Raw genomic sequence first — 22,035 nt, forward strand, 5'->3', positions numbered from 1 at the left:
GTTGCCGGACGCGGAAAGCAGGGAAACCGGGGGTCTCCATCCATGAGCGCAGAAGCCTCACAGATACATCATCGGACGCAGGAGAAGGCGCGGGCCACCAACGATCTCAGCCATATTCCCGGGGAAGACGGGCTGCCGTGGGTCGGCCACGGATTCGAGCTCCTGAAGGACGCCCGCGCACTGTCGCGGCGCATGCGCGAGACCTACGGGCCAGTCTACCGCTCGAAGATGGCGGGACAGTCGAGCATCGCGCTCACCGGAGCCGACGCGCTCGAGAAGGTCCTGCTGAACCGGGACATGAACTTCTCCAGCGAACTCGGCTGGGACCACACCCTCGGGCGGCTCTTCACCCGCGGCCTCATGCTCATGGACTTCGACGAGCACCGCTACCACCGGCGCATCATGAACGCCGCCTTCAAGCGCGAGGCGCTCGAGCACTACATGGACAGCATGAACGCGGTGGTCACGGAGGGCATCCGGCCGTGGGCGAACGAGCGCGACTTCCGCTTCTACCCCGCCATCAAGCAGCTCACCCTGGACAACGCCGCGGTCGCCTTCCTCGGTCTCGAACTCGGCCCGGAGGCCGATCGGCTGAACAAGGCCTTCATCGACACCGTGGCGGCGAGCCTCGCCATCATCCGCGTCCCCGTCCCCGGCCTGAGCTTCTGGAAGGGCCTGAAAGGCCGCGAAGTCCTCGCCGATTTCTTCGCGCGGCTGATACCGGAACGCCGCGGCACCGACGGCAAGGACATGTTCACCCGGCTCTGCAACGCAACCACCGACGACGGCCAGTCCTTCACCGATCAGGACATCATCGACCACATGATCTTCCTCATGATGGCGGCCCACGACACGCTCACCAGCACGCTGACGACCAGCGCCTACGCCCTCGCCGCCCATCCCGAGTGGCAGGAGCGGCTGCGCGCAGAGGCTCGCAGCATCGGCGAGGGGCCGGTGCAATACGACGATCTCGACAAGCTCGAGCAGACCGACTGGCTCTTCAGCGAGGCCATGCGCATGTGGGGACCGGTACCCTACATCCCCCGCCGCACGCTGAGAGAATTCGAGTGGGAAGGCTTCCGGATACCGGCCAACAGCCAGGTCACGGTGTCGCCGGACGCAGCGCACCGCGACCCGAACATCTGGACCGAGCCGGAGAAATTCGACCCCGAGCGCTTCAGCCCGGAACGCGCCGAACACAAGCGCCATGCGTTTGCCTACGCGCCCTACGGCGGCGGCGTGCACAAGTGTCTGGGCATGCACTTCGCGGCCATCCTGGCCAAGGTCTTCCTGCATCGTTTCGTGCTCACCTATGAGTGCAGCGTGCCTGAAGGCTACGAATACCGGGTGCAGCAGGTGCCGATCCCGAAACCGAAAGACGGGCTGAAGCTGGACCTGAAAGCGGTCGGTGGCTGAGGGTTCCGGCTCCGGCCTCTTCGCGACAGAGTCATTACAGGAACAAAGGAGCAAAGCATGTTCACACACGTGATGGTCGGCGCGAGCGACCTCGAGCGATCGAAGCAGTTCTATGACGCCGTGCTCGGCGCACTGGGCGTGCGCGAGCCGATCCGCGACAAGGACCGGTACTTCTACCGCGCGCGTGGTGCGACCTTTGGCATCACAAAGCCCATCAACGGCGAACCGCCGAGCAGCGCCAACGGCGGCACGATAGGCTTTGCGGCGGAAAGCCCCGAGCAGGTTGAAGCCTTCCACGCCGCAGGATTGGCGAATGGCGGCACAGCCATCGAAGACCCGCCCGGCGCGCGGCCGAGCAGCATGGGCGATCTCTACCTCGCCTACCTGCGCGATCCCGACGGCAACAAGATCTGCGCGCTGCACCTGTCACGCTGAGTACCGCTGCGCTACCGCGCAGCGCGTTCACGGCTCCCCGACGAGCGTCTCCGCCCCCCTTGGCCACCCTCGGCCACCCTGGACCACCCTGGGCAGCAATCCCGTCAAGCGACTGTGCACACGGCAGGCGTAGGCTTGCCTGACTGTCTTTTATATGTTTTTTGTGTCTTTTATTGCGTTTTAATCCATACAAGCGCAAAATTTCACGCGGTTTTGCAATATTACCGATCGTCACTCGAGTCATCGACTCTGCCGCCGGGTTTTCGTTGACCAGGAAGGGGAATGCCATGAGAAGAGCCCTCGCGGGAAGCGTGATTGCGCTGGCCCTGACCGTATCCATATCCGCGTTCGCGCAGAGCCAGGACAAGAATGCCGAGCTCGAGTCCCAGGTCAGGGAGCTGAACGAGAAGGTCGCGGCGCTGGAAGCCAAACAGGCGAAATTCAGCTGGGCGGAGAAGTTGTCCCTCAAGGGCGACTTTCGCTATCGCTTCGAGGGGATCGACGTGGAAGGCCTGGAGAACCGGGACCGGCAGCGCCTCCGGAGCCGCCTCATGATCAACGCCGACGTCAACGACGACATCCGGGTGGGTATAGAGATCTCCACCGGCGGCTCGAACCCGCGTTCCCGGGACGTCACCCTCGACGGAGACGCCAGCGCCAAGGACATCTCCCTTCGTCGCGCCTACGTGACCTGGCAGGCCACCGACAGGATGACGGTCACGGCCGGCAAGATGTCCCAGCCCTGGGCACGCAACCCGGTCGAGTATTTCTACGACAGCGACTACATGCCCGAGGGCCTGGCCGTCGCATTCACAGGTGGTGCCGGCTTCTACGGCAAGGGCTACTGGCTGCAGATCGACGAGCGCCTTGGCAGTGACGACAGCTCGGTTTGGGGTGGTGAACTGGGTTACAACGGCAGCACATTCTATGCGAGCCTTGGCTATCAGGACTTTCAGGACATGCAAGGCTACAACCCTTGCTACCTGAGCATCTGTAACGGTAACACGCTCGACGCCGACAGGAACCTCGTATACGACTACAACATCACCCGGTTGCGCGGCGGCGTAAAGCTCGCCGGCTTCGATATTTTCGGTTCCTGGGCCCGCAATGGCGATGCCGACGAAGACACCGCCTATGCCTTTGGCGCGGTTTACGGAAAGGTCAGTTATCCTGGCTCGTGGTCGATTGCGGCGGCTTACCAGGACATGGAGAAGGATGCCCTGTACGGCGGCATGATCGACGCGACGTTCGCCGGCGGCCGCAGCGCCCACGACGGCTTCTCTGTCAAGGGCACCTACGCCATCACGAAGAACTGGACAGGCAGCTTCATCTGGTTCGATAACTCGATCGACAAGCTCGCCGACGAGCGCGATTACAACCGTTACCAGCTCGATCTGCTCTTCAAATTCTAGAGTGGACCGGGCGGCTGCACCGCCGCAGTTGTTTCCGTCGCCCTTATTATGCGATCTTCTGCGGAATGCACGAGTGATCACGGCTATTTGTAGAAAATGCAGGATTTCAGCGAAGCTTTCGGCCTGGCGTTCCGGCTCGTATTCACCGCCGATGCCGATCTACTGGAAATCATTCTGCTGTCGCTGCGGGTCAGCCTGTCCGCCGCGGTCATCGCGTGTGCCATCGGCCTGCCGTTCGGTGCCGCCCTGGCGATCGCGCGCTTCCCGGGGCGCCCGGCAGTGATCATCCTGGTCAACGCGCTGATGGGTCTCCCGCCGGTCGTGGTGGGGCTCCTCATCTACCTGCTGCTGTCCAACGCCGGTCCGCTCGGCTGGCTGGAACTTCTGTACACGCCTGCGGCGATGATCATCGCCCAGACAGTACTCGTCACGCCGATCGTGGCGGCGCTCTCCAGGGAGGTTGTCGAGAATCTCTACAACGAATACGCGGAGCAGTTCCGGTCCCTCTGCCTGACCCGCATGCAGGCGGTCCGGGCGCTGCTTTGGGATGCCCGTTACAGCCTCCTTACGGTAGGGCTGGCAGGCTTCGGCCGGGCCGTCGCGGAGGTCGGCGCCGTCATCATCGTGGGCGGCAACATCGACCATCTCACCCGGGTCATGACGACTGCCATCGCCCTCGAAACCTCCAAGGGCGATCTCGCCCTGGCCCTGGCGTTGGGCATCGTGCTCGTCACCCTCGCCCTGTCCGTCAACGCCGCGGTAATGATGCTGCGCATGACCGCCAGCAGGTATGCCTATGCTTGAGCTCGCCGTCTCCAATCGCCGGTCAGCGCCGGCCACCGTGTCCTCCGACATCGTCGGCGAGACCCGCAATCTCGTCTACACCGCGGGAGGCCGCAACCTGGTCGACGGCGTCGATCTGCGCGTGTCGGGCGGAAGCCTGACGGTCGTGATGGGCCCGAACGGCGCCGGCAAGAGCCTCCTCCTCAGGCTGATGCACGGCCTGATCGCGCCCACCGACGGCCAGGTTCTGTGGGGCGGACGGTCCATCGCCGAGGAGACCCGGCTCAGGCAGGCCATGGTGTTCCAGCGCTCGGTCCTCCTGCGGCGTTCGGTGGCAGCCAACATCCGCTTCGTACTCAAACTCCGGGGAACGGCGACGCCTGCGCGCATCCATGAACTCCTCCACGAGGTGGGCCTGGCAGACCGTGCCGGCCAGCCCGCGCGACTCTTGTCCGGCGGAGAACAGCAGCGTCTGGCTCTCGCCCGGGCACTCGCCGTCGAGCCGCAGGTCATGTTCATGGATGAACCCACCGTGAGCCTGGATCCCTCGGCGATCGCCTCCATCGAGTCCATCGTCAGGCGAGCACACGAGCGTGGCGTGAAGATCATCTTCGTTACCCACGATCTGGGTCAGGCCAGGCGCCTCGCCGACGATGTCGTATTCCTGAATCGGGGCCGCCTCGTCGAGCACACGGCTGCCGACCGGTTCTTCGCCGATCCCGAATCCCGGGCGGCCGGTGACTACCTGGCCGGGCGCCTGGTGCTCGATTGACCACGACCCGACAAGCACAGGAGACCAACGTGTTCACGAAGTCCCTCACCCGAATGCTGTCCGTGGCGCTGGCTGCCGGCATCCTGGCGTCTCCAGCCTCGTTCGGGGCGGAAGACGCCATCATCCTGCAATCCACGACGTCGACGGCCAACTCGGGCCTCTACGACTACATCCTGCCGATGTTCGAAGAGGAGACCGGCATCCGGGTCAACGTGGTGGCCGTCGGCACGGGACAGGCGATCAAGAACGCCAGAAACGGGGACGGCGACGTCCTGCTGGTCCACGCCAGGTCCGCGGAAGAGCAGTTCGTGGCGGAGGGCTACGGCGTGGAGCGCTTCGACGTGATGTACAACGACTTCATCATCGTCGGGCCGCCGAACGACCCGGCAGGGATTGCCGGCAGCGAGGACGCGACAGAGGCGTTCGCCAGGATCGCCGAGGCCAAGGTGCCCTTTGCCTCCCGCGGCGACAACTCTGGCACCCACAAGAAAGAGATTGCGCTCTGGAAAGAGGCCGGCGTGGACCCGACCGTGGCCAGCGGCACCTGGTACCGGGAGACGGGATCGGGTATGGGAGCGACGCTGAACGCAGCCGTGGGGATGAGCGCCTACACGATGACCGATCGGGGCACCTGGATCAGCTTCAAGAACAAGGGTAACCACGAGATTCTGGTCGAGGGCGATCCGAACCTCTTCAATCAGTACGGGGTGATCCTGGTCAATCCCGGGAAACATCCCAACGTGAATGCAAACGCCGGCCAGGTGTTCATCGACTGGATACTCAGCGACGACGGCCAGGCGGCCATCGCCGGTTACCGGCTCGACGGCCAGCAGCTTTTCTTCCCGAACGCCGGACGGTGATCGCCGGAAGTCTCAGGCTCCGTTGAAATGTACGGTGCCGAGACCGCTTACGTCGTAACCCCCCAGCTCCCGTGCCTTCGCCTGGAAGGCATCCGAGCGGAAGAAGCCGAAGAGCCGCTGCAGCGGCGGATCGAACCAGGCTCCACGATCGACCAGCAGGTCGTAGCGTTCGCGCACAACGGGCACGAACCCCAGACGCAGTTGCCTGGCCATCGCCCGCAGACCGAAGCCAGCATCCGCCTTGCCTTCGAGGACCGCGATACCGACTTCCGCCTCGGTCCTCGCGGCCTCGATCCATTCCACCTGATCAGCGTCGAGCCCCGCCTCCTTCATCATGCTCTGCAGCAGCACCTGGCTGCCGGCCCCGTCCTGCCTGGGTACCAAGCGGCGTCCGGCGAGGGCGGTGACGGCGTCGAGCTCGCTCTCCGCACCCGCCGCGACGATGAGGCCGCGTTCCCGCCAGGCGAATTCCAGCAGGGCCACCGGCTCTGACCCGAATCGCTCTCGGACGACCGGGACGTTCCAGCTGTCCGTCTCCGGTTCGTACAGGTGCAGGCCCGCGGCCATCCCCTCTCTCGCCGCGAACCGGTCGAGCCCGTCCAGACTCCCCTCCATGAGGCTCGCGAGATCGGCCCCCGAAGCGCCCAGCGCCCAGGACAGCAGCGGATCCTGACTACCGAGCACCACCGGAGCCGGCCGGGGCCGCTCGGTAGCTTCGCCGCCGGAGCTGTGCCGCGCAAGCCACGCCTCGATTCCGCGACGGGGAAAAAGGAGCTTGCCCGTCGCCCGCGAGCATGGGACATCCCCAGCCGCCGCCAGATCATAGACCTTGCGTTCCTTGATGTGCAGGAGCTCGGCCAGCTCCCGCGTTGTCAGGAATTCGTTGGAAAGATCAGGCAACCGCTCAACCCCCGGCCAGCGGCGCGGAGCATGCGCCATCACGGAATATTTGCAGGCGGGTGCCACTGAAGTCAAACAGCGGCACGGCCATGGAGCACGTGCGATCTTTACATCGCCTGTCTGGGCGACCCCGACTGCAACGACACAAGTCGCCAGCCGAACGTCAGGTGGACTCAGGATGATGTTCCCGCAGAAACGCGGAGTCGATTAGTGGTTCGTCCACTGTTGTGAGCGAAGCGGGCACTTACTCGGTGTGGTTTAGCTGAGCTTATTGGTCCGCAGTCGGCCAGGAGCAGACGCTCGAGTCATCGTCCGTCCCTTGTTTTACGCGAACTACTGGTCGGGCTTGCAAAGAACGCAAACGGAATAGCGAAAGGACCGAATACCAGGCCCGCAAGAGACCAATACCAACGATCTGCCTTTCGCGACTTGGCAATCCGACGGCAGATCAGCACCGACAGCAGATTAACGATGACAAGTAGCCCAATCATCATTTGCTAATGACTCAAGATTATCGCGATGTCTGCAGCGACTTGATAGCGGATATCCTACCTCAGAAAGCGGTTACGGGCGCTTTAAGGTCAAAATCAGTCGTACACAATTAGCGCTTCTTCTTCTTCTTTTTCTTCTTGGGCCTCGGCGCTGGTAGCTCCGCCGCGGTCACCGTCAGTAACTCCGTCAACCACTCGCGATCCTCGATCTGGTCTCCAATCAGAAATGAGTTCTTCGCGCCTGGGTAGGCTGGTGCTTCAACGACATTACCGATGAATTCCCTGCCCGCCCTGGTGGGTTTGACGAATAACTGGTCGTCGCAGATAAGCGCTACGACTTTGCCGTCCAGGTAGAGTGTGCAACCACCAAACATCATCCGGTGCGTCAGGTTGCAGCTGTCGTCGACCTGGTCAGTGACGTACTCAACAAACTCCAGTCTTTGCGCCACTCTCGGTCTCCTGTCGTAAAACGCTCTACAACAATTGCGCGATAGCCGCTTCGCGTCAACTTCGGAACTCATGCGTCAGAGGTGAGCAACGACCCTTTGCGGCCAACAGCTGCCGTCGTCGGATCGAGAGGAGCCGGCGAATACTTCGTGTGTCGACACGCTAGTCGCCTAGATGCCAGTGAAGGTCGCCAAAAAAAAGCTGGAAGAGTGCTCGATCAGACAATGCTCATTCCCAATTTCTATGAATAACCGATTGCCGCTCCAATTGCGATACCTCACGGCCTACTTCGCGACAGCCCGACCTTCTCGATGCCCTCGGCGGTCGTCCACCGTCTGGATACCGAGAAGCCGGTCTTCTCGTAGAGCGCCACGGCCGGCAGATTCCCCGCCGCTGTCTCCACGGCCGCCGTTCGCCACTTGACCCTTTCGAGCAAGGCCTGCAATAACCGGGTGCCCCAGCCCTGCCGAAAGTAACCGGGGTCTACCGCCAGATTCTCGATGTCGAGATGCGACCCATCGATCGCATACTCCACCGCCGCCACGAGGTCGAGGCCCTGGCGGGCGCCGAGGTAGGCCCCGGGAGACGATCGAATCTGCGGCGCGGTACGCCGCAGCGGCGGAAAGTCTTCCGCGCCGATGAGTCGCGCTTCGACCTCGTACGAACGCTGGAAGAGCGCATGAATATGCGCCGCGACGCTCTCCGACCGATGATCCAGTAATTCGAACATACCGTATTCTCGAACGGTCCTGGTTGAGACCGCTGATCAGAATACCACCGCGACCATTGCGACCATTGCGATGCCGGTGGTGCGGCCGGGCGTGATCGGATAGGGTCGTGGCATGGAGAAGCTCGCAATCCTTGGCACCGGCGATACCCCCTCGCCTGACGAGGCCACGCCCGAGCCCATCACCGGTGCCGCCCGGCGTTTTCACCCCGAACTCCGCGCCGTACCGGGAGCCGTCTTCCCGCGCAATCCCGGCGCCCGGGAGATTTCCGCACACGCCTACCTGCAGGCAGGGCTCGAGGCCGAGAGAGAAGGCTATGCGGGCCTGTACATCAACACGGTGGGCGACTACGGGATCGCCGAATTACGGGAAGCGGCGAACATCCCCGTCACCGGCGCCGGCGAGGGTGCGATCCGCACCGCGCAGGCCGGGGCCCGACGTTTCGCCATCGTGACGATCTGGCCGCCGTCCCTGCGCTTCGTCTACGACGCGGCGCTTGCAGCGACGAACGCCCGCGAAGACTGTGTCGCGATACGCCATCTGTCCGGGGACGCCGACCTCGCGACGCTCGGTCAGGCGGACAACTTCGTGCAGGAGATGCAGGCCTGTGGCATGACGTCGATGGCGAAGATCCGGGCCGTCTGCATGCGGGCGCTCGAACAAGACGGCGCCGACGTCATCGTACTCGGTTGCACCTGCATGCACCCGGTCGCAGAGCTGCTCGAGGCGGACGGCCTGTCTATCATCGAACCGATGGCAGCCGGTTACCGCCACCTGGAGTCACTGGTCAGCGCTCGGAGCAGCGAGAGACCGACCGACCGGGCGGCCGGGCATGCTCCTAGCCCTGGAGCTTCCCGTTGATGTGGTCCATCACCGGCGTGTGCTCGTGCTGGGGGCTGAAGAGGATGATCTCCGCGTCCTCGCCGACTCGCACGGAATGGCCGGCCGGCCAGTAGAACACATCACCGCCCCGCACCTCTTCTTCGCTGCCGTCCGTGTAGGTCACCGTGACCTGACCCTCGATGAGGTAGCCCCAGTGCGGTGACTGGCAGGCGTCGTCCTGCAGCCCCTGCAGCAGCTCTGCGAGATCCGTGCCCGCGGCCATCGAGAAGTACTCCGCGCCGATATCGCCGCAGTCGGAAGCGTTGCCGAAGTTCTGCTGCTGGCGCGCAGTGGCGCCCGGCGCATCCACCTTGACGGGTATATCCTGCTTCGTGATTCGCATGTTGTCCCCTCTCGTTGCTCCGGCTGTGGAGTGTCATTTTCATTGTAACTACGCACCTCTGGAGCCGTCGAGGTGGTGCGGCGAGACTGATGAACAGTGGCAATTGCATGGTGGATCCCGGCGGCAGCGCATGCGAAGCTTGTCACTCTCCCACATCCACCTGGCCAATTGAAGTCGGGGAAGGGACGGCATGAAGCAGAAAGCCGCGCTGGTCACCGGCGCAAGTTCGGGAATAGGCGAAGCCATCGTTTCACATCTTGCGGAGTCGGATTATCGAGTCTTCGCGGCGGGGAGGGACAGCGCAAGAACGAGGCGGCTTCGCAATCGCTATTCGAACGTCGCAACCTGGGTGGGAGACATCACATCGCCGAACGCGTGCACTGACCTGATTGCCGCCTGTATCGCACAATTCGACCGGCTGGATATTCTGGTCAATAACGCAGGAATCTACGGCCGGGCGAATGCCGAGGAGACCACCGACGCCCTCTGGCTGGAGACAATCGCCATCAATCTGAACGCGCCCTTCTTCCTGAGCCGGGCAGCGATTCCGCATTTGCGTGAAACGAAAGGCGTGATCCTGAACATCGCCTCAGACTGGGGGCTGAGCGGCGGCGAGCGCGCAGTGGCATATTGTGCCAGCAAAGGCGGCCTGGTACTGATGACCAAAGCGATGGCGCTCGATCACGCGCCCGAGGGCATTAGGGTAAACGCCATTTGCCCCGGCGACGTGGAAACGCCCATGCTCTACGCGGAAGGGGCAACGCGCGGTCTGGATCCGCAACAGGCGAGACGCGAGGCAGATGCCGGCAGCCCGACGGGCCGGGTTACGACCCCGCAGGAAGTAGCGGCTCTCGTGGCCTTTCTGGCGTCCGATGCAGCCGCCCAGATTACCGGAGCTGCCATACCCATCGACGGCGGCAATACCGCTTAGCTGTCTCCGGCTGTCACGGGCGCCGAGACGAGCCTGCCCGCGGCAGGCCGGAGATATGTCATCAAAGCGAACTACAGAGATGCCCGCCGTCCACCACGATGTCGCTGCCGGTCATGAAATTGCCGGCATCCGATGCGAGCAGCAGCAGCGCGCCGGACAACTCCTCGACCTGACCGATCCGCTTCATCGGTATCATGCTCTTCAGCCGTTCCTCGTAGCCGGCCTGCATGGCGTGCTCGTTGATCTCGGTCCGGAAGAAGCCGGGCGAGATGGAATTGACCCGGATACCGTAGCGCGCCCACTCCAGTGCCAGGCTCTTCGTCATGTGCTTCACGCCGGCCTTGGCCGCGTTGTAGGGCACCAGCATCTTCGTGACGCGGCTGCCGAGGATGGAGGCGATGTTGATGATGCTGCCGGGTTTCTCCGCCTTGATGAGCCGCTGCGCCGCCGCCTGGGCCACCATGAAGACACCTTTCAGATCGGTATCGATCACCGCGTCCCAGTCTTCTTCCGAGAGCTCGACGGCGAAGCTGTCCCGGCTGATGCCGGCGTTGTTCACCACGATGTCGATGAGGCCGATCTCCTGCTCCGCCAGCGCGAAGCACTCGCGGATGGAGTCGGACTTCGTGACATCCAGGTCGATGCAGGCCGCCGTGCCGCCGGCGTTGTCGATTTCCGTCGCGGTGGCCTTCAGCTTCTCGTGGCGCCTTGCGGCCAGCACGACTTCCGCCCCGGCCGCGGCCAGGGTCTTCGCGAATTGCTTGCCGAGGCCGCTGCCGGCACCAGTCACGAGGGCACGATGCCCCTTCAGGTCGAATAGATCGCTCATGTCACTCCCGATCTGGTTGTGTGGGTTTCGATTCGCGCTGGCGGCGGAACAGGTTGTAGGTGCCGAGCGCCGTGGCGCAGAGTGTATCCGATCCCGCGTCCAGCACCGTGGTCTCGGTGAAGCACAGCCGGGCGCCCCGGCCGATGAGCCGCGCCTCGACGATGGCCCGGTCGGAGCGGTGCGCGGTGACGAAGCTCGTGTTCTGGTTCACCGTGATGGCCACGTACTCCTCCCGCTTGCCGTACAGGCAGGCCATCGCGCCGCCGATATCCAGCAGGGAGAGGATGACGCCGCCATGCAGCAGGCCGACGGTGTTTGTGTGTCGCCGCTCCACTTCGAGGGACAGGCGCGCGTAGCCTTCCGACCAGTCCAGCTGGCGCAGGCCGAGGATGTCGAGGAAGGTGCCCTCTGCGCCGGCGATGTCCAGCACCGCACCGAGGGCGTCGTCCGAGGAGGCCGCGGCCATTACTTGCGGAAGCCGGACAGGCGCTCTGCGGTATCGGGTATCTCGAAGATGGTGCCGGCCTCGAACGCCAGGCCGGCGGTGAGCGTCCTGTCTTCGGTGTCGCGGTAGAGCACCTTGTAGGCCGCCAGGACGTGGGCGCTGTTCTCCAGTATCCGCTCGAGCACCGAGCCCACGAGATCGTCCAGTTCCGCGGCCGGCGCGCAGTCGTTGGCGAGCCCGATCTCCACCGCCTCGGCACCAGTGACGCTGCGGGCCGTGAGCGACATCTCCTTTGCGCGGGTCATGCCCACACGCCGCGGCAGCCGCTGGCTCATTCCCCAGGAGGGCCGCACGCCCCATTTCGCGTGGGTATCGCCGAGCTTCGCCTCGGCGGCGGTGTAGATGAGATCGCAGCCGAGCGCGAGCTCCAGCGCGCCGGTGAAGCAATGGCCGTTCACCTTGGCGATGACCGGCTTCGGCGCGATCTCCATGTAACGGATGGCCCGCCGCGCCGGGATATCCAGGATGTCGCCGACGCTGCCGTTGATGATCGGCCGGTCGCCCAGCGACTTCAGGTCCACCCCCGCGCTGAACGCACGGCCGGCTCCGGTGACCACCACCGCGCGCACGTCGTCGTCGTCGCCGGCAGCCTCCATTGCATTTCCCAGCGCCTCCAGCATGCCCGGCGTCAGCGCATTCAGCGCGTCGGGCCGGTTCAGCGTGATGGTGGTGACACCGTCTTTCGTCTCCGTCAGCAGTTCTTTTTCTTCTGCCATTTCGCGATGCCTCGGTCGTGACTCACATGTTGCGGCGGTACTCTCCGCCCACATCGTACAGTGCCCTGGAGATCTGACCCAGTGAACTCGTCTTCACGGTCTGCACGAGCTCCTCGAAGATGTTGCCGCGGGCCCGCGCCACCTTCCTGAGCTTCTCCAGCGACTCGCTGCGGTCGCCGACGTGGTTGCGCTGGAACGCGCGCACCGCGTCGATCTGTGCCTGCTTCTCCTCGTCGTTGGAGCGCATGAGCTCCAGCGTGCCCACCTCGTCCTCCTGACCCTCGGCCGGCAGGAAAGTGTTCACGCCGATGATCGGCAGGCTACCGTCGTGCTTGCGGCTCTCGTAGTACAGGCTCTCGTCCTGGATCTTGCCGCGCTGATACATGGTATCCATGGCACCCAGCACGCCGCCGCGCTCGGAGATGCTCTCGAACTCCCGGTAGACGGCTTCCTCCACCAGGTCTGTGAGCTCGTCGATGATGAACGAGCCCTGCCAGGGATTCTCGCAGTAGTTCAGGCCCAGTTCCCGGTTGATGATGAGCTGGATGGCCACTGCCCGGCGCACCGACTGCTCCGTGGGCGTGGTGATGGCTTCGTCGAAGGCATTGGTGTGCAGGCTGTTGCAGTTATCGAACAGGGCGTAGAGCGCCTGCAGCGTGGTGCGGATGTCGTTGAAGCTGATCTCCTGGGCGTGCAGGCTGCGGCCGGAGGTCTGGATGTGATACTTCAGCATCTGGCTGCGGCGGCTTGCGCCGTAGCGCTCGCGCATCGCACGCGCCCAGATGCGCCGTGCCACCCGCCCGATCACCGCGTACTCCGGATCCATGCCGTTGGAAAAGAAGAACGACAGGTTCGGCGCGAAGTCGTCGATGTCCATGCCGCGGGCCAGGTAGTACTCGACGATGGTGAAGCCGTTCGCCAGCGTGAAGGCCAGCTGGCTGATGGGGTTCGCGCCGGCCTCGGCGATGTGATAGCCGCTGATGGAGACGCTGTAGTAATTGCGGACGTTGTGGTCGATGAAGTACTGCTGCACGTCGCCCATCATCTTCATGGCGAACTCGGTAGAGAAGATGCAGGTATTCTGGGCCTGGTCCTCCTTGAGGATGTCCGCCTGCACCGTGCCGCGCACGGTGGCCAGCGTCTCCGCCTTGATGCGTGCATAGGTCTCGGCGTCCACCACCTGGTCGCCGGGGATGCCGAGGAGCCCAAGCCCCAGGCCGTCGCTGCCCTCGGGCAGCTCGCCGCGGTACTGCGGCCGCTCCTTGCCCTCGAACCAGGCGTCGATGGTCTTCTGCGCGTCCTCCCACTGCCCGGTCTCGCGCAGGTGCTTTTCCACCTGCTGGTCGATGGCCGTGTTCATGAAGAACGCCAGGATCATCGGCGCCGGACCGTTGATGGTCATGGAGACCGAGGTGGACGGATCGCACAGATCGAAGCCCGAGTAGAGCTTCTTCATGTCGTCGACCGTCGCTATCGACACGCCGGAGTTGCCCACCTTGCCGTAGATGTCGGGGCGCTCGTGGGGATCCTCGCCGTACAGGGTGACCGAATCGAAGGCCGTGGACAGCCGCGCCGCGTCGTGACCACGGGAGAGATAATGGAAACGGCGGTTGGTGCGCTCCGGCGTGCCTTCGCCGGCGAACATCCGGATGGGGTCCTCGCCGGTGCGCCGGTAAGGATACACGCCGCCGGTGTAGGGATAGGAGCCCGGCAGGTTCTCCTTCATGAGGAAGGCCAGCAGCTCGCCCCAGTCCCGGTACTTCGGCGGCGCGATCTTGGGGATGGGCTGGTGGCTGAGGCTCTCACGATAATTCTCGCCGGTGACCTCCTTGCCGCGCACCGTGTAGCTGTAGCGCTCGGCGCGCACGCCTTCGTAGCGATCCGGCCATTCCTGCAGCAGCTCGACGGCCTCCCCGTCCAGCTCCTGTACAGCCTCCTGGTAGCGCTGGCGCAGCACCAGCAGGGAGCGGTCTTCGTCGGCGGTGAGGGCTTCGCGGGGATAAGGCGCGAGCGCTTCGGGCAGCTCCGCGTCCTCCAGCGCCCGCAGCGCCTCGTACATCTGCTGCGCCCGGCTGGCGGCCTCCGCCTGGGCGGCGATGCGCTCGTTGATATCCCGGCCCTGCTCGCTGATTTCGGCGAGATACCGCACTCGCGACCCGGGGATCATGGCAGTGGCCTTCGGCTCCTTTTCCGGCACGTCCATGTCGGGCGTCCAGCGCGCGGCGTCGAGCTCCAGCTTGTCCACGAGGTTTCCGCACAGGTTGACGAACATCCAGGAGACGCCCGGGTCGTTGAACTGACTGGCGATGGTGGGATAGACCGGCACCTCGTCGTCGGTCGCCTGGAACTTCAGGTGATTGCGCTTCCACTGCTTGCGGATGTCCCTGAGCGCGTCCTCGGCGCCCCGCTTGTCGAACTTGTTCAGCACGATGAGATCCGCGAAGTCCAGCATGTCGATCTTCTCGAGCTGGCTGGCCGCGCCGTAGTCAGAGGTCATCACGTACACCGAGTAGTCCACCAGGTCGACGATCTCGCTGTCGCTCTGGCCGATGCCGGCCGTCTCCACGATCACGAGGTCGTTGCCCATGGACTTCAGGAAGGCGATGGCGTCGCCCAGCATCTCGCTGGTGGCCAGGTGCTGGCGTCGCGTGGCCATGGAGCGCATGTAGATCCGCTCGGAGCGCAGGCTGTTCATGCGGATGCGGTCGCCCAGCAGGGCCCCGCCCGTCCGCCGGCGGGTGGGATCCACGGCCAGCACCGCGATGCGCATGTCGGGGAAGGACTGCAGGAACCGGTTCAGCAGCTCGTCAGTGACGCTGGACTTGCCGGCGCCGCCGGTGCCGGTGACGCCGACCACGGGCACCCGGCCCGAGCGCATCTGCCAGGTCTTGCGCAGCGTGGCGAGTTCGTCGTCGCTGAACGCGCCCTCCTCGATGGCCGAGATCATGGCCGCGACGGCCGTAATGTCGTCCGGGTCCGGCTCGCCGGGCTGCACCGTCGAACGGCGCGCCGCCATTGTGCGGCGGATGAGATCCTCGATCATCTCGTCGAGGCCCATCTTCATGCCGTCGTTGGGGTGGTAGATGCGCTCGACCCCGTAGTCCATCAGCTCGCGGATCTCGTCCAGGGTGATGGTGCCGCCGCCGCCGCCGAAGATACGGATGTGTTCCGCCCCGGCCTCGCGCAGCATGTCGACCATGTAGCGGAAGTACTCGACGTGGCCGCCCTGGTAGGAGCTGATGGCGATGCCGTCGGCGTCTTCCTGCAGGGCCGCGCGCACCACGTCGGCCACGCTGCGATTGTGTCCGAGATGGATCACCTCCGCGCCCTTGGACTGGATCAGTCTCCGCATGATATTGATAGCCGCGTCGTGGCCGTCGAACAGCGATGCGGCGGTGACGAAACGGAGCGGCGCGGTCTCGGCATCGCGTGAGACGCGGGGCAGATCGCTGGCTGCGGTACTCATGAACGAGTCCTCGTGGTTCGGCCTCCGGAAGCGGCGCTTCCGGCCGGAGACCAGCTGGAAATTTAATGTGGATTAAAATACCGTCGCGGACGGTGCAATACAAGCGCGCGCCGGGGGCTCGTGCAGACTTAATTTAATGTTTTCTGGAGTAATTTCCTGACCGGGAGGGGAGCATGCCGACCTTGAATCTGGCCGACATCAGCCGTGTGCACGCACGGGAGAATCCGCAGGGCGAGGCCCTGATCTTCAACGGCGAGGTCACGACCTACGCCGAACTCGACGAACGGGTGAACCGGGTGGCGAACGGGCTCGCCGCGGAGGGGCTGCCGATGCAGACCCGGGTGGGCTATCTCTCCAAGAACGCGCCGAACTATTTCGAGATCGTCCTCGGCTGCGCGAAATCCCGCAACGTGATGGTGGCCGTCAACACCCGGTTGGCCGCGCTGGAGGTGAAATACATCCTGCAGGATGCCGATGCGCAGATCCTGTTCGTCGGCAAAGAGCTCTACCCCATGATCGAGGCGCTGGAGGGCGACCTCGAACAGATAGGGAAGATCATCGCGCTGGACGGCGGCCACGAACGCTGGGAGTCCTACGCGGACTGGCGCGACAAGCAGTCCGCCGAAGACCCGATGCTGCCGTACGATCCCGAGGACGACTTCGAGCAGCTCTACACCAGCGGCACCACGGGCCACCCGAAGGGCGTGCAGCTCACCCACGGCGCCTGGTTCCCGGCGGTGGATGCGGCCACCAAAGTGGACTGGGCGGCCTATGAGCCGGGCGAGACCGCGCTCATCTGCATGCCGGTGTTCCACGTCGCGGGCTCCAACAGCGGCCTGTTCTCGCTGATGCAGGGCACGCGCACGGTGATCGTGGCCGACTTCGATCCCCAGGAGATCCTGCGGCTGCTGGACGAGTACGACGTCAACCACACCTTCTTCGTGCCCGCGGTGATACTGGCGCTGATTCACCAGCCCAACGTGGAAGAGTTCGACTACTCGAGCCTGCGCAACATCGCCTACGGCGCCTCGCCCATCGCCGAGGCGGTGCTGCTGAAGGCCCGCGAGGTATTCGGCTGTAACTTCACGCAGCTCTACGGCCTCACCGAGAACCTGGGCCTGGCCACCCAGCTGCCGCCGGAGGATCACGACCCGGCGCGGGGCAAGCTGCGCTCCTGCGGCCTGCCCTACGAGGGCTCGGAGATCCGCATTCTCGACGCCGACGGCAACGAGCTGCCCGCCGGCGAGGTGGGCGAGATCTGCCTGAAGTCGGACTGGCTGATGAAGGGCTACTGGAACCGGCCGGAAGCGACTGACGAGGCCATGCACGACGGCTGGTTTCACACCGGCGATGCGGGCTTCTTCGACGAGGACGGCTATCTCTACATCCACGACCGCCTCAAGGACATGATCATCTCCGGCGGCGAGAACATCTATCCCGCGGAGGTGGAGAACGCGCTGTTCGCGCATCCATCGGTGGCCGACGTCGCGGTCATCGGCGTGCCGGACGAAAAATGGGGCGAGGCGGTCAAGGCGATTGTCGTCCGCAAACCCGGCGAGGTGCTGGACGCCGCCGGGCTGATCGACTTCGCCCGCGAGCGTATCGCACGCTACAAGGTGCCGCGCAGCGTGGACTTCGTCGACGAGCTGCCCCGCAACCCGAGCGGCAAGGTACTGCGGCGCGAGCTGCGCGAGCAGTACTGGCAGGGCCGCGACCGGCAGGTGTCGTGAGCGGGAGCAGCGCCTCCAATAGCACCAACGGCGCCAATACCGGAGCCGTCGGTAACGAGGCGGTCGCCGGCACCGCGGAGGGCGGGCCGGCGACCGCATTTCAGCTGAAACGCGGCCGTCTGCTGCGGGCCGCGGCGGCCTGCTTCAACCAGAAGGGCTACAGCGGCACGTCGCTGCGGGATGTGGCGGATCAGCTCGGCATGACGGACGCCGCCATCTATCACTACGTCTCGGGCAAACAGGAGCTGGTCTACGAGTGCTACCTGCGGGCCGCGGAGATCGGCGCAGCGGCATTGCAGCGGGCGGTCGGCGAGGGCGGCAGCGGCCTCGATCAGGCACGCCGTTATCTGCGCTACCACCTGGAGGCGATGTGCGGGGAAGAGGGGCCGATCGCCATCATGAGCGAGATACCGGCGCTGGCTCCCTGCCACCGCGAAGAAATCCTGCGCCGCTCCCGGGCGCACAGCCGGGCGTTCGAGGCCATTCTCGAGCAGGGCATCGGCGACGGCAGCATCGCGCCCTGCGATGTGCGCATGACCGGCAACGCGATCATGGGCGCGGTCAACTGGGTGCCGAAGTGGTTCCACGGCGACCCCGGCGTGGCGGCGCAGATCCTCGCAGAGTTCCCCGCCATCCTGACCGGGGGGCTGGCGCCGCGATGACGCGGACCGCGCGACTGCCCGCCCTCCTCGTGTCGCTGCCCCTGGCACTACTCGCCGCCGGTCTGCCGCAGACGGGCGCGACGGAAGAGGAGGAGGAGGAGAAAGAGCCGCTGCCGCTGTGGGAGGTGGGCGCCGGTGTGGCGGCCGCGTGGACGCCGGACTATCCGGCGGCGGAAGATTCGAGCGGCCGCGCCCTGCCCTTCCCCGCCGTCGTCTACCGGGGCGACTTCCTGCGCATCGGCGATTCCAGCGTCGTGTCGGGCCGACTGTTCCGCTCGCCCCGGCTGGAGCTGGACGTGAGCCTGGACGGCTCGCTGGACGCCGAGAGCGACGATATCGACGTCCGCCGCGGCATGCCGGATCTGGGTTTCCTGTTCGAGGCCGGCCCGGAGCTGGAGATCGTCCTGAACGACCCGGCCGACGAGTCCCGCACGCTGAAGCTGGAGCTGCCGCTTCGCGGCGTGTTCTCGTGGGACGACGACGGCCTCCGCTCCCGGGGCCTGGTGTTCAACCCGGAGCTGGAGTACGAGACGCCGGAATTCGCCGGCACGCCCTGGGAGCTGTCCCTCAGCGTCGCGCCCGTGTTCGCGACGGAGAAACTGCACGACTACTTCTACACCGTGGATCCAATCTACGCGACGACGTCCCGGCCGGTGTACGAGGCACGAGGCGGCTACCTGCAGACGGAATTCGGCGCCCGGCTGACCCGGCGCGACCCGAGGCGCTTTCTGTTCGTTGGAGTCACCGTGAACGCCCATACCGGGTCGCGCAACGAGGCGAGCCCGCTCTATCGCCGCGACCTCACCTGGGCGGTGTACGCCGGCGTGATCTTCGCCTTCTGGCAGAGCGAGGAACCGGCGCCGGACTGAGATGGCCCCGCCCGTTGAGCGGGCACTAGTCCCGCGTCCCGGGCTCCTCTGCGGCCCCGTCCCCATCTTCCGCCAGGTCCTGGTCCAGCTCGTCCGGGAGCGTCTCCAGCTCGCCGAACTCGACGTAGCCCTGCAGGTACTCGTAGCGACGCTGCAGCCGTTCCTCGATGGCGGCGTAATAACGCGTGGCATCCACGGAACGCCCGTTGCGCAGGACCACCGTCATCGGCGCGCCGACGGATGCGCCGACGCGGCCGGTGCGTTTCTTCAGGCGCAGCTCGTCGATGCGGATCAGGCGGCGCACCAGCCTGCGGTCGCCGTACTTGCCGGCGAGGCGCTCGTACTCGGCCATGCCGGCCTCGAGCTCGGCCGGCGCGAGGTGGTCCTCCAGCTCTTCCATCACGGCCACCAGCTCGTCGTGGCCGCGCTCCGCGGCGAGACGGTACCAGGCGTAGGCCCTGGCGACGTCGCGCTCGGTGCCCTGCCCCGTGAGGTAGAGGTACCCCACCATGTATTGGGCGTACTTGTCGCCGATCTCGACGAGGTCCTTGCGCCAGATATTGAAGGCCCGCTCGTAGTCGCCTTCCTGATAGGCCTGCTCCGCTTTCTGCTGGATCTTGACCGTCCGGTTACTGGGCGCGCTGCCGGGAAAGCGATCCTGGGCGGCGGCGGGCAGGGTCCACAGGGCCAGGGCGGCCCCCAGTACGAGGCACGGCAGTGCGCGCCAGGCCGGCATGCGTGTGGTCGGCATCGGGAATCTCGTAGCCATCATGGCGGGGCTCCCCCTCTCCTGTTTCCGTATCGCGACGACGGGGGCATTTCCTGGGACTTGTCACCCGCTCCCTGCTGCGACAAAGTAGCTTAATTATGGAGCAAGATGCCTCGCAACCGGTATTCATGGTGGTGATCGGCGAGATTACCGACCCGCAGAAGATGAAGGCCTACACGGAGGCCCTGGCGGAGTCCCTGCTGTACGAGCAGCATGAGGGCTACTACGCGGCCGTCGGCAAGCCGGTGGCGATGCTGGAGGAGGACTGGCCCTCCCACCAGGGGCTGGTACTGGCCCGCTTCCCGTCCGCGGAACACGCGCGGGCGTTCTGGAATTCGGACAAGTACCAGAACGAGATCAAGCCGCTGCGCGCCGGTGCGGGCCGGTTCACCGTGGGTCTGTTCGAGGAACTGCCGGTCCCCGGCCACATCGAGTGGGCCGGGAGCGGCTTCTGAGCCGGCAGCCCCCCCGCAGAGCATCTATTCCGGGTCGCGGAACCGCGGCGAGCGCTTCTCCACGTTGGCCATCACGGCCTCGATCTGGTTCGGCTGCAGCATGAGACCGGACTGAAGCTCCGCCTCCAGGGCGAGCCCGGCGGCGCCGTCGCCCGCGAACACCTCTTCCAGCAGACGCTTGCTGGCGCGAATCGCATCCGGCGAACGGTTGGCGATCTCGGCGGCGAGGCCGCGGGCGGCCTTCAGAGGGTCGGACTTCACGGCCGTCACCAGGCCGAGTTCGGCGGCCTGTCTGCCGTCCACGATGCGTCCGCTGTAGGTCAGTTCCTTGAGCCGGTCCAGCGGCATGATGCCGCGCAACGTATGCGTGAGGCCCATGTCCGGGATCAGTCCCCACTTGATCTCCATGACCGATAGGCGGGCGTCCGGCGCTGCGTAGCGGATGTCGGCGCCCAGGGCGATCTGCAGTCCGCCGCCGAAGACTACGCCCTCGAGCGCCGCGATCACCGGCACCGGCAGCGCCTTCCAGACCCATGCCGGGCTCTGGAACTGGTTGGCCGGCGTATCGCCGCGCGGCTGCATGGCTTCGGCGGCAAAGCCGGGTCCTCCCTCCTGGGGCTGCGTGAAGGTGGAGGTATCGATGCCCGCGGAGAAGTTGCCGCCCTCGCCCCGGAGCACCACCGCGCGCACGTCCTTACGGCCGGCCAGGGACTCGCCGGCCTCGATGATGGCCTCGAACATCTCCCGGTCCAGCGCGTTGTACTTCTCGGGGCGGTTCAGCGCCACCTCCGCCACGTGGTCCCTGATCTGGATGGTCACGCGTTCACTCATATCCGGCTCCGTCTCCACGACTGTTAACATCGATCCACCGACGGGAGGATAGCGATGCCAGAGCTCGACCGCACCATTTACGGCAAGGAAACCCCGTGCCCGAGACTGTCTGCGGCTGTCGCCGCGACGGCCGCGCTGGTGCTGCTGGCCGCCTGCGCCGGCAGGGCGCCGGTCGAGCCGGCTCCGACCGCGGAGAAGAGCCGCGCAGCCGAAGTCGACCGGGCGACGGCCACCGAATACCGCGTCGACACGGAGGCCTCGCTCTTGCAGCTGTACGTCTACCGCGCCGGCCCGCTGGCGCGGCTGGGACACAACCACGTGGTCGCGAGTCGGGACCTGCAGGGCACGGTCTGGTATCGGGATCGCCGGGGCCGCTCGGCGTTCCGGATCAGCCTGCCGGTGGCAAGACTGACCGTCGACGAGCCCGCACTGCGCGAGGCCGCCGGCGACGACTTCCCCGGCGAGATCCCGCCCGAGGACATAGAGGGAACCCGCCGCAACATGCTCGGCGAGGCGGTACTGGATGCGGCCCGCCATCCCGAACTGACCGCCGAACTGGTGGCGGTCGATCGCCGCGGCGAGGCACTGACGGCGACGGCGGCGCTGACGATCCGCGGCCGGCGCCGGCTGGTGGACTTCCCGCTGCAAGTGCGAGTCGACGACGACCGGCTGGTGGCCACGGGCGAGACCACGGTGAGCCATGCCGCGCTCGGCCTCGAGCCGTTCAGCGTCATGGGCGGCGCGCTGTCCGTGGCCGAGGATATCGGCGTGCGCTACCGGGTGGTGGCGCACCGGCGCTGAGC

The 22,035-nt window shown here is 65.4% G+C and carries 23 protein-coding genes; 13 read left to right on the plus strand and 10 right to left on the minus strand.

All coding sequences use genetic code 11. The annotated features are described in order from the left end of the window. Positions 1-42: 42 nt before the first annotated feature. The 6 genes from ACJMKZ_RS13995 to ACJMKZ_RS14020 all read left to right on the plus strand — a co-directional run bounded on the left by ACJMKZ_RS13995 (position 43) and on the right by ACJMKZ_RS14020 (position 5,678). Positions 43-1,416 (plus strand): cytochrome P450, encoded by a 1,374-nt coding sequence (locus ACJMKZ_RS13995; protein WP_405233819.1) that lies wholly within the window; start codon positions 43-45, stop codon positions 1,414-1,416. Positions 1,417-1,473: 57 nt separating this feature from the next. Beyond that, on the plus strand, positions 1,474-1,851 hold the full coding sequence (locus ACJMKZ_RS14000; RefSeq protein ID WP_405233820.1) for a VOC family protein: 378 nt from the start codon (positions 1,474-1,476) through the stop codon (positions 1,849-1,851). A 287-nt stretch (positions 1,852-2,138) separates the two neighbouring features. Continuing rightward, entirely contained in the window at positions 2,139-3,263 is a 1,125-nt protein-coding gene (locus tag ACJMKZ_RS14005; RefSeq protein ID WP_405233821.1) for a putative porin, read from the plus strand. 96 nt (positions 3,264-3,359) lie between these two features. Further along, positions 3,360-4,067, plus strand: a complete 708-nt coding sequence (locus ACJMKZ_RS14010; protein WP_405233822.1) for an ABC transporter permease — start codon at positions 3,360-3,362, stop codon at positions 4,065-4,067. Further along, entirely contained in the window at positions 4,060-4,818 is a 759-nt protein-coding gene (locus tag ACJMKZ_RS14015; protein ID WP_405233823.1) for an ATP-binding cassette domain-containing protein, read from the plus strand. Before ACJMKZ_RS14010 ends, ACJMKZ_RS14015 begins: the two co-directional genes overlap by 8 nt. Before the next feature lie 53 nt (positions 4,819-4,871). Continuing rightward, the gene (locus tag ACJMKZ_RS14020) at positions 4,872-5,678 is read left to right on the plus strand and encodes a substrate-binding domain-containing protein (protein WP_405234171.1); all 807 of its coding nucleotides are present in this window, start codon (positions 4,872-4,874) and stop codon (positions 5,676-5,678) included. Positions 5,679-5,690: 12 nt separating this feature from the next. On the opposite strand, the gene ACJMKZ_RS14025 is transcribed toward ACJMKZ_RS14020, so the two are convergent. From ACJMKZ_RS14025 to ACJMKZ_RS14035, 3 genes are all read right to left on the minus strand, one after another. Then, positions 5,691-6,578, minus strand: a complete 888-nt coding sequence (locus ACJMKZ_RS14025) for a substrate-binding domain-containing protein (protein WP_405233824.1) — start codon at positions 6,576-6,578, stop codon at positions 5,691-5,693. 601 nt (positions 6,579-7,179) lie between these two features. After that, the gene (locus tag ACJMKZ_RS14030; protein ID WP_405233825.1) at positions 7,180-7,518 is read right to left on the minus strand and encodes a TfoX/Sxy family protein; all 339 of its coding nucleotides are present in this window, start codon (positions 7,516-7,518) and stop codon (positions 7,180-7,182) included. Between the two features lie 275 nt (positions 7,519-7,793). Next, positions 7,794-8,246 (minus strand): GNAT family N-acetyltransferase, encoded by a 453-nt coding sequence (locus ACJMKZ_RS14035; RefSeq protein WP_405233826.1) that lies wholly within the window; start codon positions 8,244-8,246, stop codon positions 7,794-7,796. 112 nt (positions 8,247-8,358) lie between these two features. On the opposite strand from ACJMKZ_RS14035, the gene ACJMKZ_RS14040 reads away from it, so the two are divergent. Next, positions 8,359-9,105: an aspartate/glutamate racemase family protein gene (locus ACJMKZ_RS14040; RefSeq protein ID WP_405233827.1), complete on the plus strand. Its 747-nt coding sequence runs from the start codon at positions 8,359-8,361 to the stop codon at positions 9,103-9,105. On the opposite strand, the gene ACJMKZ_RS14045 is transcribed toward ACJMKZ_RS14040, so the two are convergent. Beyond that, positions 9,083-9,469, minus strand: a complete 387-nt coding sequence (locus tag ACJMKZ_RS14045; RefSeq protein ID WP_405233828.1) for a cupin domain-containing protein — start codon at positions 9,467-9,469, stop codon at positions 9,083-9,085. The genes ACJMKZ_RS14040 and ACJMKZ_RS14045 overlap by 23 nt on opposite strands. 190 nt (positions 9,470-9,659) lie before the next feature. Between ACJMKZ_RS14045 and ACJMKZ_RS14050 the strand changes: the two genes are divergently transcribed. Further along, on the plus strand, positions 9,660-10,400 hold the full coding sequence (locus ACJMKZ_RS14050) for an SDR family NAD(P)-dependent oxidoreductase (RefSeq protein ID WP_405233829.1): 741 nt from the start codon (positions 9,660-9,662) through the stop codon (positions 10,398-10,400). Positions 10,401-10,461: 61 nt separating this feature from the next. On the opposite strand, the gene ACJMKZ_RS14055 is transcribed toward ACJMKZ_RS14050, so the two are convergent. The 4 genes from ACJMKZ_RS14055 to ACJMKZ_RS14070 are packed head-to-tail and all read right to left on the minus strand — an operon-like array spanning position 10,462 to position 15,916. After that, complete coding sequence (locus ACJMKZ_RS14055) at positions 10,462-11,229, minus strand: SDR family NAD(P)-dependent oxidoreductase (protein WP_405233830.1); 768 nt, start codon at positions 11,227-11,229, stop codon at positions 10,462-10,464. Between the two features lies 1 nt (position 11,230). Then, positions 11,231-11,695 carry a PaaI family thioesterase gene (locus tag ACJMKZ_RS14060; RefSeq protein ID WP_405233831.1) on the minus strand — a complete coding sequence of 155 codons (465 nt, stop codon included), beginning with the start codon at positions 11,693-11,695 and terminating at the stop codon, positions 11,231-11,233. Then, positions 11,695-12,450: an enoyl-CoA hydratase/isomerase family protein gene (locus ACJMKZ_RS14065; protein ID WP_405233832.1), complete on the minus strand. Its 756-nt coding sequence runs from the start codon at positions 12,448-12,450 to the stop codon at positions 11,695-11,697. Before ACJMKZ_RS14065 ends, ACJMKZ_RS14060 begins: the two co-directional genes overlap by 1 nt. Before the next feature lie 22 nt (positions 12,451-12,472). Further along, positions 12,473-15,916 (minus strand): methylmalonyl-CoA mutase family protein, encoded by a 3,444-nt coding sequence (locus ACJMKZ_RS14070; protein WP_405233833.1) that lies wholly within the window; start codon positions 15,914-15,916, stop codon positions 12,473-12,475. A 173-nt stretch (positions 15,917-16,089) separates the two neighbouring features. Between ACJMKZ_RS14070 and ACJMKZ_RS14075 the strand changes: the two genes are divergently transcribed. The 3 genes from ACJMKZ_RS14075 to ACJMKZ_RS14085 are packed head-to-tail and all read left to right on the plus strand — an operon-like array spanning position 16,090 to position 19,177. After that, the gene (locus tag ACJMKZ_RS14075; RefSeq protein WP_405233834.1) at positions 16,090-17,646 is read left to right on the plus strand and encodes a fatty acid--CoA ligase; all 1,557 of its coding nucleotides are present in this window, start codon (positions 16,090-16,092) and stop codon (positions 17,644-17,646) included. Beyond that, the gene (locus tag ACJMKZ_RS14080) at positions 17,643-18,308 is read left to right on the plus strand and encodes a TetR/AcrR family transcriptional regulator (RefSeq protein ID WP_405233835.1); all 666 of its coding nucleotides are present in this window, start codon (positions 17,643-17,645) and stop codon (positions 18,306-18,308) included. Before ACJMKZ_RS14075 ends, ACJMKZ_RS14080 begins: the two co-directional genes overlap by 4 nt. Continuing rightward, positions 18,305-19,177 (plus strand): MipA/OmpV family protein, encoded by an 873-nt coding sequence (locus tag ACJMKZ_RS14085; RefSeq protein ID WP_405233836.1) that lies wholly within the window; start codon positions 18,305-18,307, stop codon positions 19,175-19,177. The genes ACJMKZ_RS14080 and ACJMKZ_RS14085 overlap by 4 nt, the downstream gene beginning before the upstream one ends. 25 nt (positions 19,178-19,202) lie before the next feature. On the opposite strand, the gene ACJMKZ_RS14090 is transcribed toward ACJMKZ_RS14085, so the two are convergent. After that, positions 19,203-19,949 carry an SEL1-like repeat protein gene (locus ACJMKZ_RS14090; protein WP_405233837.1) on the minus strand — a complete coding sequence of 249 codons (747 nt, stop codon included), beginning with the start codon at positions 19,947-19,949 and terminating at the stop codon, positions 19,203-19,205. A 95-nt stretch (positions 19,950-20,044) separates the two neighbouring features. Between ACJMKZ_RS14090 and ACJMKZ_RS14095 the strand changes: the two genes are divergently transcribed. Then, positions 20,045-20,401 (plus strand): DUF1330 domain-containing protein, encoded by a 357-nt coding sequence (locus ACJMKZ_RS14095; protein WP_405233838.1) that lies wholly within the window; start codon positions 20,045-20,047, stop codon positions 20,399-20,401. A gap of 24 nt (positions 20,402-20,425) precedes the next feature. Here ACJMKZ_RS14095 and ACJMKZ_RS14100 read toward each other — a convergent pair whose 3' ends face one another. Continuing rightward, on the minus strand, positions 20,426-21,232 hold the full coding sequence (locus tag ACJMKZ_RS14100) for a crotonase/enoyl-CoA hydratase family protein (RefSeq protein WP_405233839.1): 807 nt from the start codon (positions 21,230-21,232) through the stop codon (positions 20,426-20,428). A 54-nt stretch (positions 21,233-21,286) separates the two neighbouring features. Here ACJMKZ_RS14100 and ACJMKZ_RS14105 point away from each other — a divergent pair, with 54 nt between their 5' ends. Beyond that, positions 21,287-22,033, plus strand: a complete 747-nt coding sequence (locus ACJMKZ_RS14105) for a YceI family protein (RefSeq protein WP_405233840.1) — start codon at positions 21,287-21,289, stop codon at positions 22,031-22,033. Positions 22,034-22,035 lie beyond the last annotated feature (2 nt).

The sequence above is a fragment of the Lentisalinibacter salinarum genome (genome assembly GCF_040706555.1).
Lineage (GTDB): Bacteria > Pseudomonadota > Gammaproteobacteria > Steroidobacterales > Woeseiaceae > Lentisalinibacter > Lentisalinibacter salinarum.

Coding starts and splice junctions, on each gene's coding strand:
- ACJMKZ_RS13995 (WP_405233819.1), top strand. CDS start 43: ATGAGCGCAGAAGCCTCACAGATACATCATCGGACGCAGGAGAAGGCG.
- ACJMKZ_RS14000 (WP_405233820.1), top strand. CDS start 1,474: ATGTTCACACACGTGATGGTCGGCGCGAGCGACCTCGAGCGATCGAAG.
- ACJMKZ_RS14005 (WP_405233821.1), top strand. CDS start 2,139: ATGAGAAGAGCCCTCGCGGGAAGCGTGATTGCGCTGGCCCTGACCGTA.
- ACJMKZ_RS14010 (WP_405233822.1), top strand. CDS start 3,360: ATGCAGGATTTCAGCGAAGCTTTCGGCCTGGCGTTCCGGCTCGTATTC.
- ACJMKZ_RS14015 (WP_405233823.1), top strand. CDS start 4,060: ATGCTTGAGCTCGCCGTCTCCAATCGCCGGTCAGCGCCGGCCACCGTG.
- ACJMKZ_RS14020 (WP_405234171.1), top strand. CDS start 4,872: ATGCTGTCCGTGGCGCTGGCTGCCGGCATCCTGGCGTCTCCAGCCTCG.
- ACJMKZ_RS14035 (WP_405233826.1), bottom strand. CDS start 8,246: ATGTTCGAATTACTGGATCATCGGTCGGAGAGCGTCGCGGCGCATATT.
- ACJMKZ_RS14040 (WP_405233827.1), top strand. CDS start 8,359: ATGGAGAAGCTCGCAATCCTTGGCACCGGCGATACCCCCTCGCCTGAC.
- ACJMKZ_RS14045 (WP_405233828.1), bottom strand. CDS start 9,469: ATGCGAATCACGAAGCAGGATATACCCGTCAAGGTGGATGCGCCGGGC.
- ACJMKZ_RS14050 (WP_405233829.1), top strand. CDS start 9,660: ATGAAGCAGAAAGCCGCGCTGGTCACCGGCGCAAGTTCGGGAATAGGC.
- ACJMKZ_RS14055 (WP_405233830.1), bottom strand. CDS start 11,229: ATGAGCGATCTATTCGACCTGAAGGGGCATCGTGCCCTCGTGACTGGT.
- ACJMKZ_RS14060 (WP_405233831.1), bottom strand. CDS start 11,695: ATGGCCGCGGCCTCCTCGGACGACGCCCTCGGTGCGGTGCTGGACATC.
- ACJMKZ_RS14065 (WP_405233832.1), bottom strand. CDS start 12,450: ATGGCAGAAGAAAAAGAACTGCTGACGGAGACGAAAGACGGTGTCACC.
- ACJMKZ_RS14070 (WP_405233833.1), bottom strand. CDS start 15,916: ATGAGTACCGCAGCCAGCGATCTGCCCCGCGTCTCACGCGATGCCGAG.
- ACJMKZ_RS14075 (WP_405233834.1), top strand. CDS start 16,090: ATGCCGACCTTGAATCTGGCCGACATCAGCCGTGTGCACGCACGGGAG.
- ACJMKZ_RS14085 (WP_405233836.1), top strand. CDS start 18,305: ATGACGCGGACCGCGCGACTGCCCGCCCTCCTCGTGTCGCTGCCCCTG.
- ACJMKZ_RS14090 (WP_405233837.1), bottom strand. CDS start 19,949: ATGATGGCTACGAGATTCCCGATGCCGACCACACGCATGCCGGCCTGG.
- ACJMKZ_RS14095 (WP_405233838.1), top strand. CDS start 20,045: ATGGAGCAAGATGCCTCGCAACCGGTATTCATGGTGGTGATCGGCGAG.
- ACJMKZ_RS14100 (WP_405233839.1), bottom strand. CDS start 21,232: ATGAGTGAACGCGTGACCATCCAGATCAGGGACCACGTGGCGGAGGTG.
- ACJMKZ_RS14105 (WP_405233840.1), top strand. CDS start 21,287: ATGCCAGAGCTCGACCGCACCATTTACGGCAAGGAAACCCCGTGCCCG.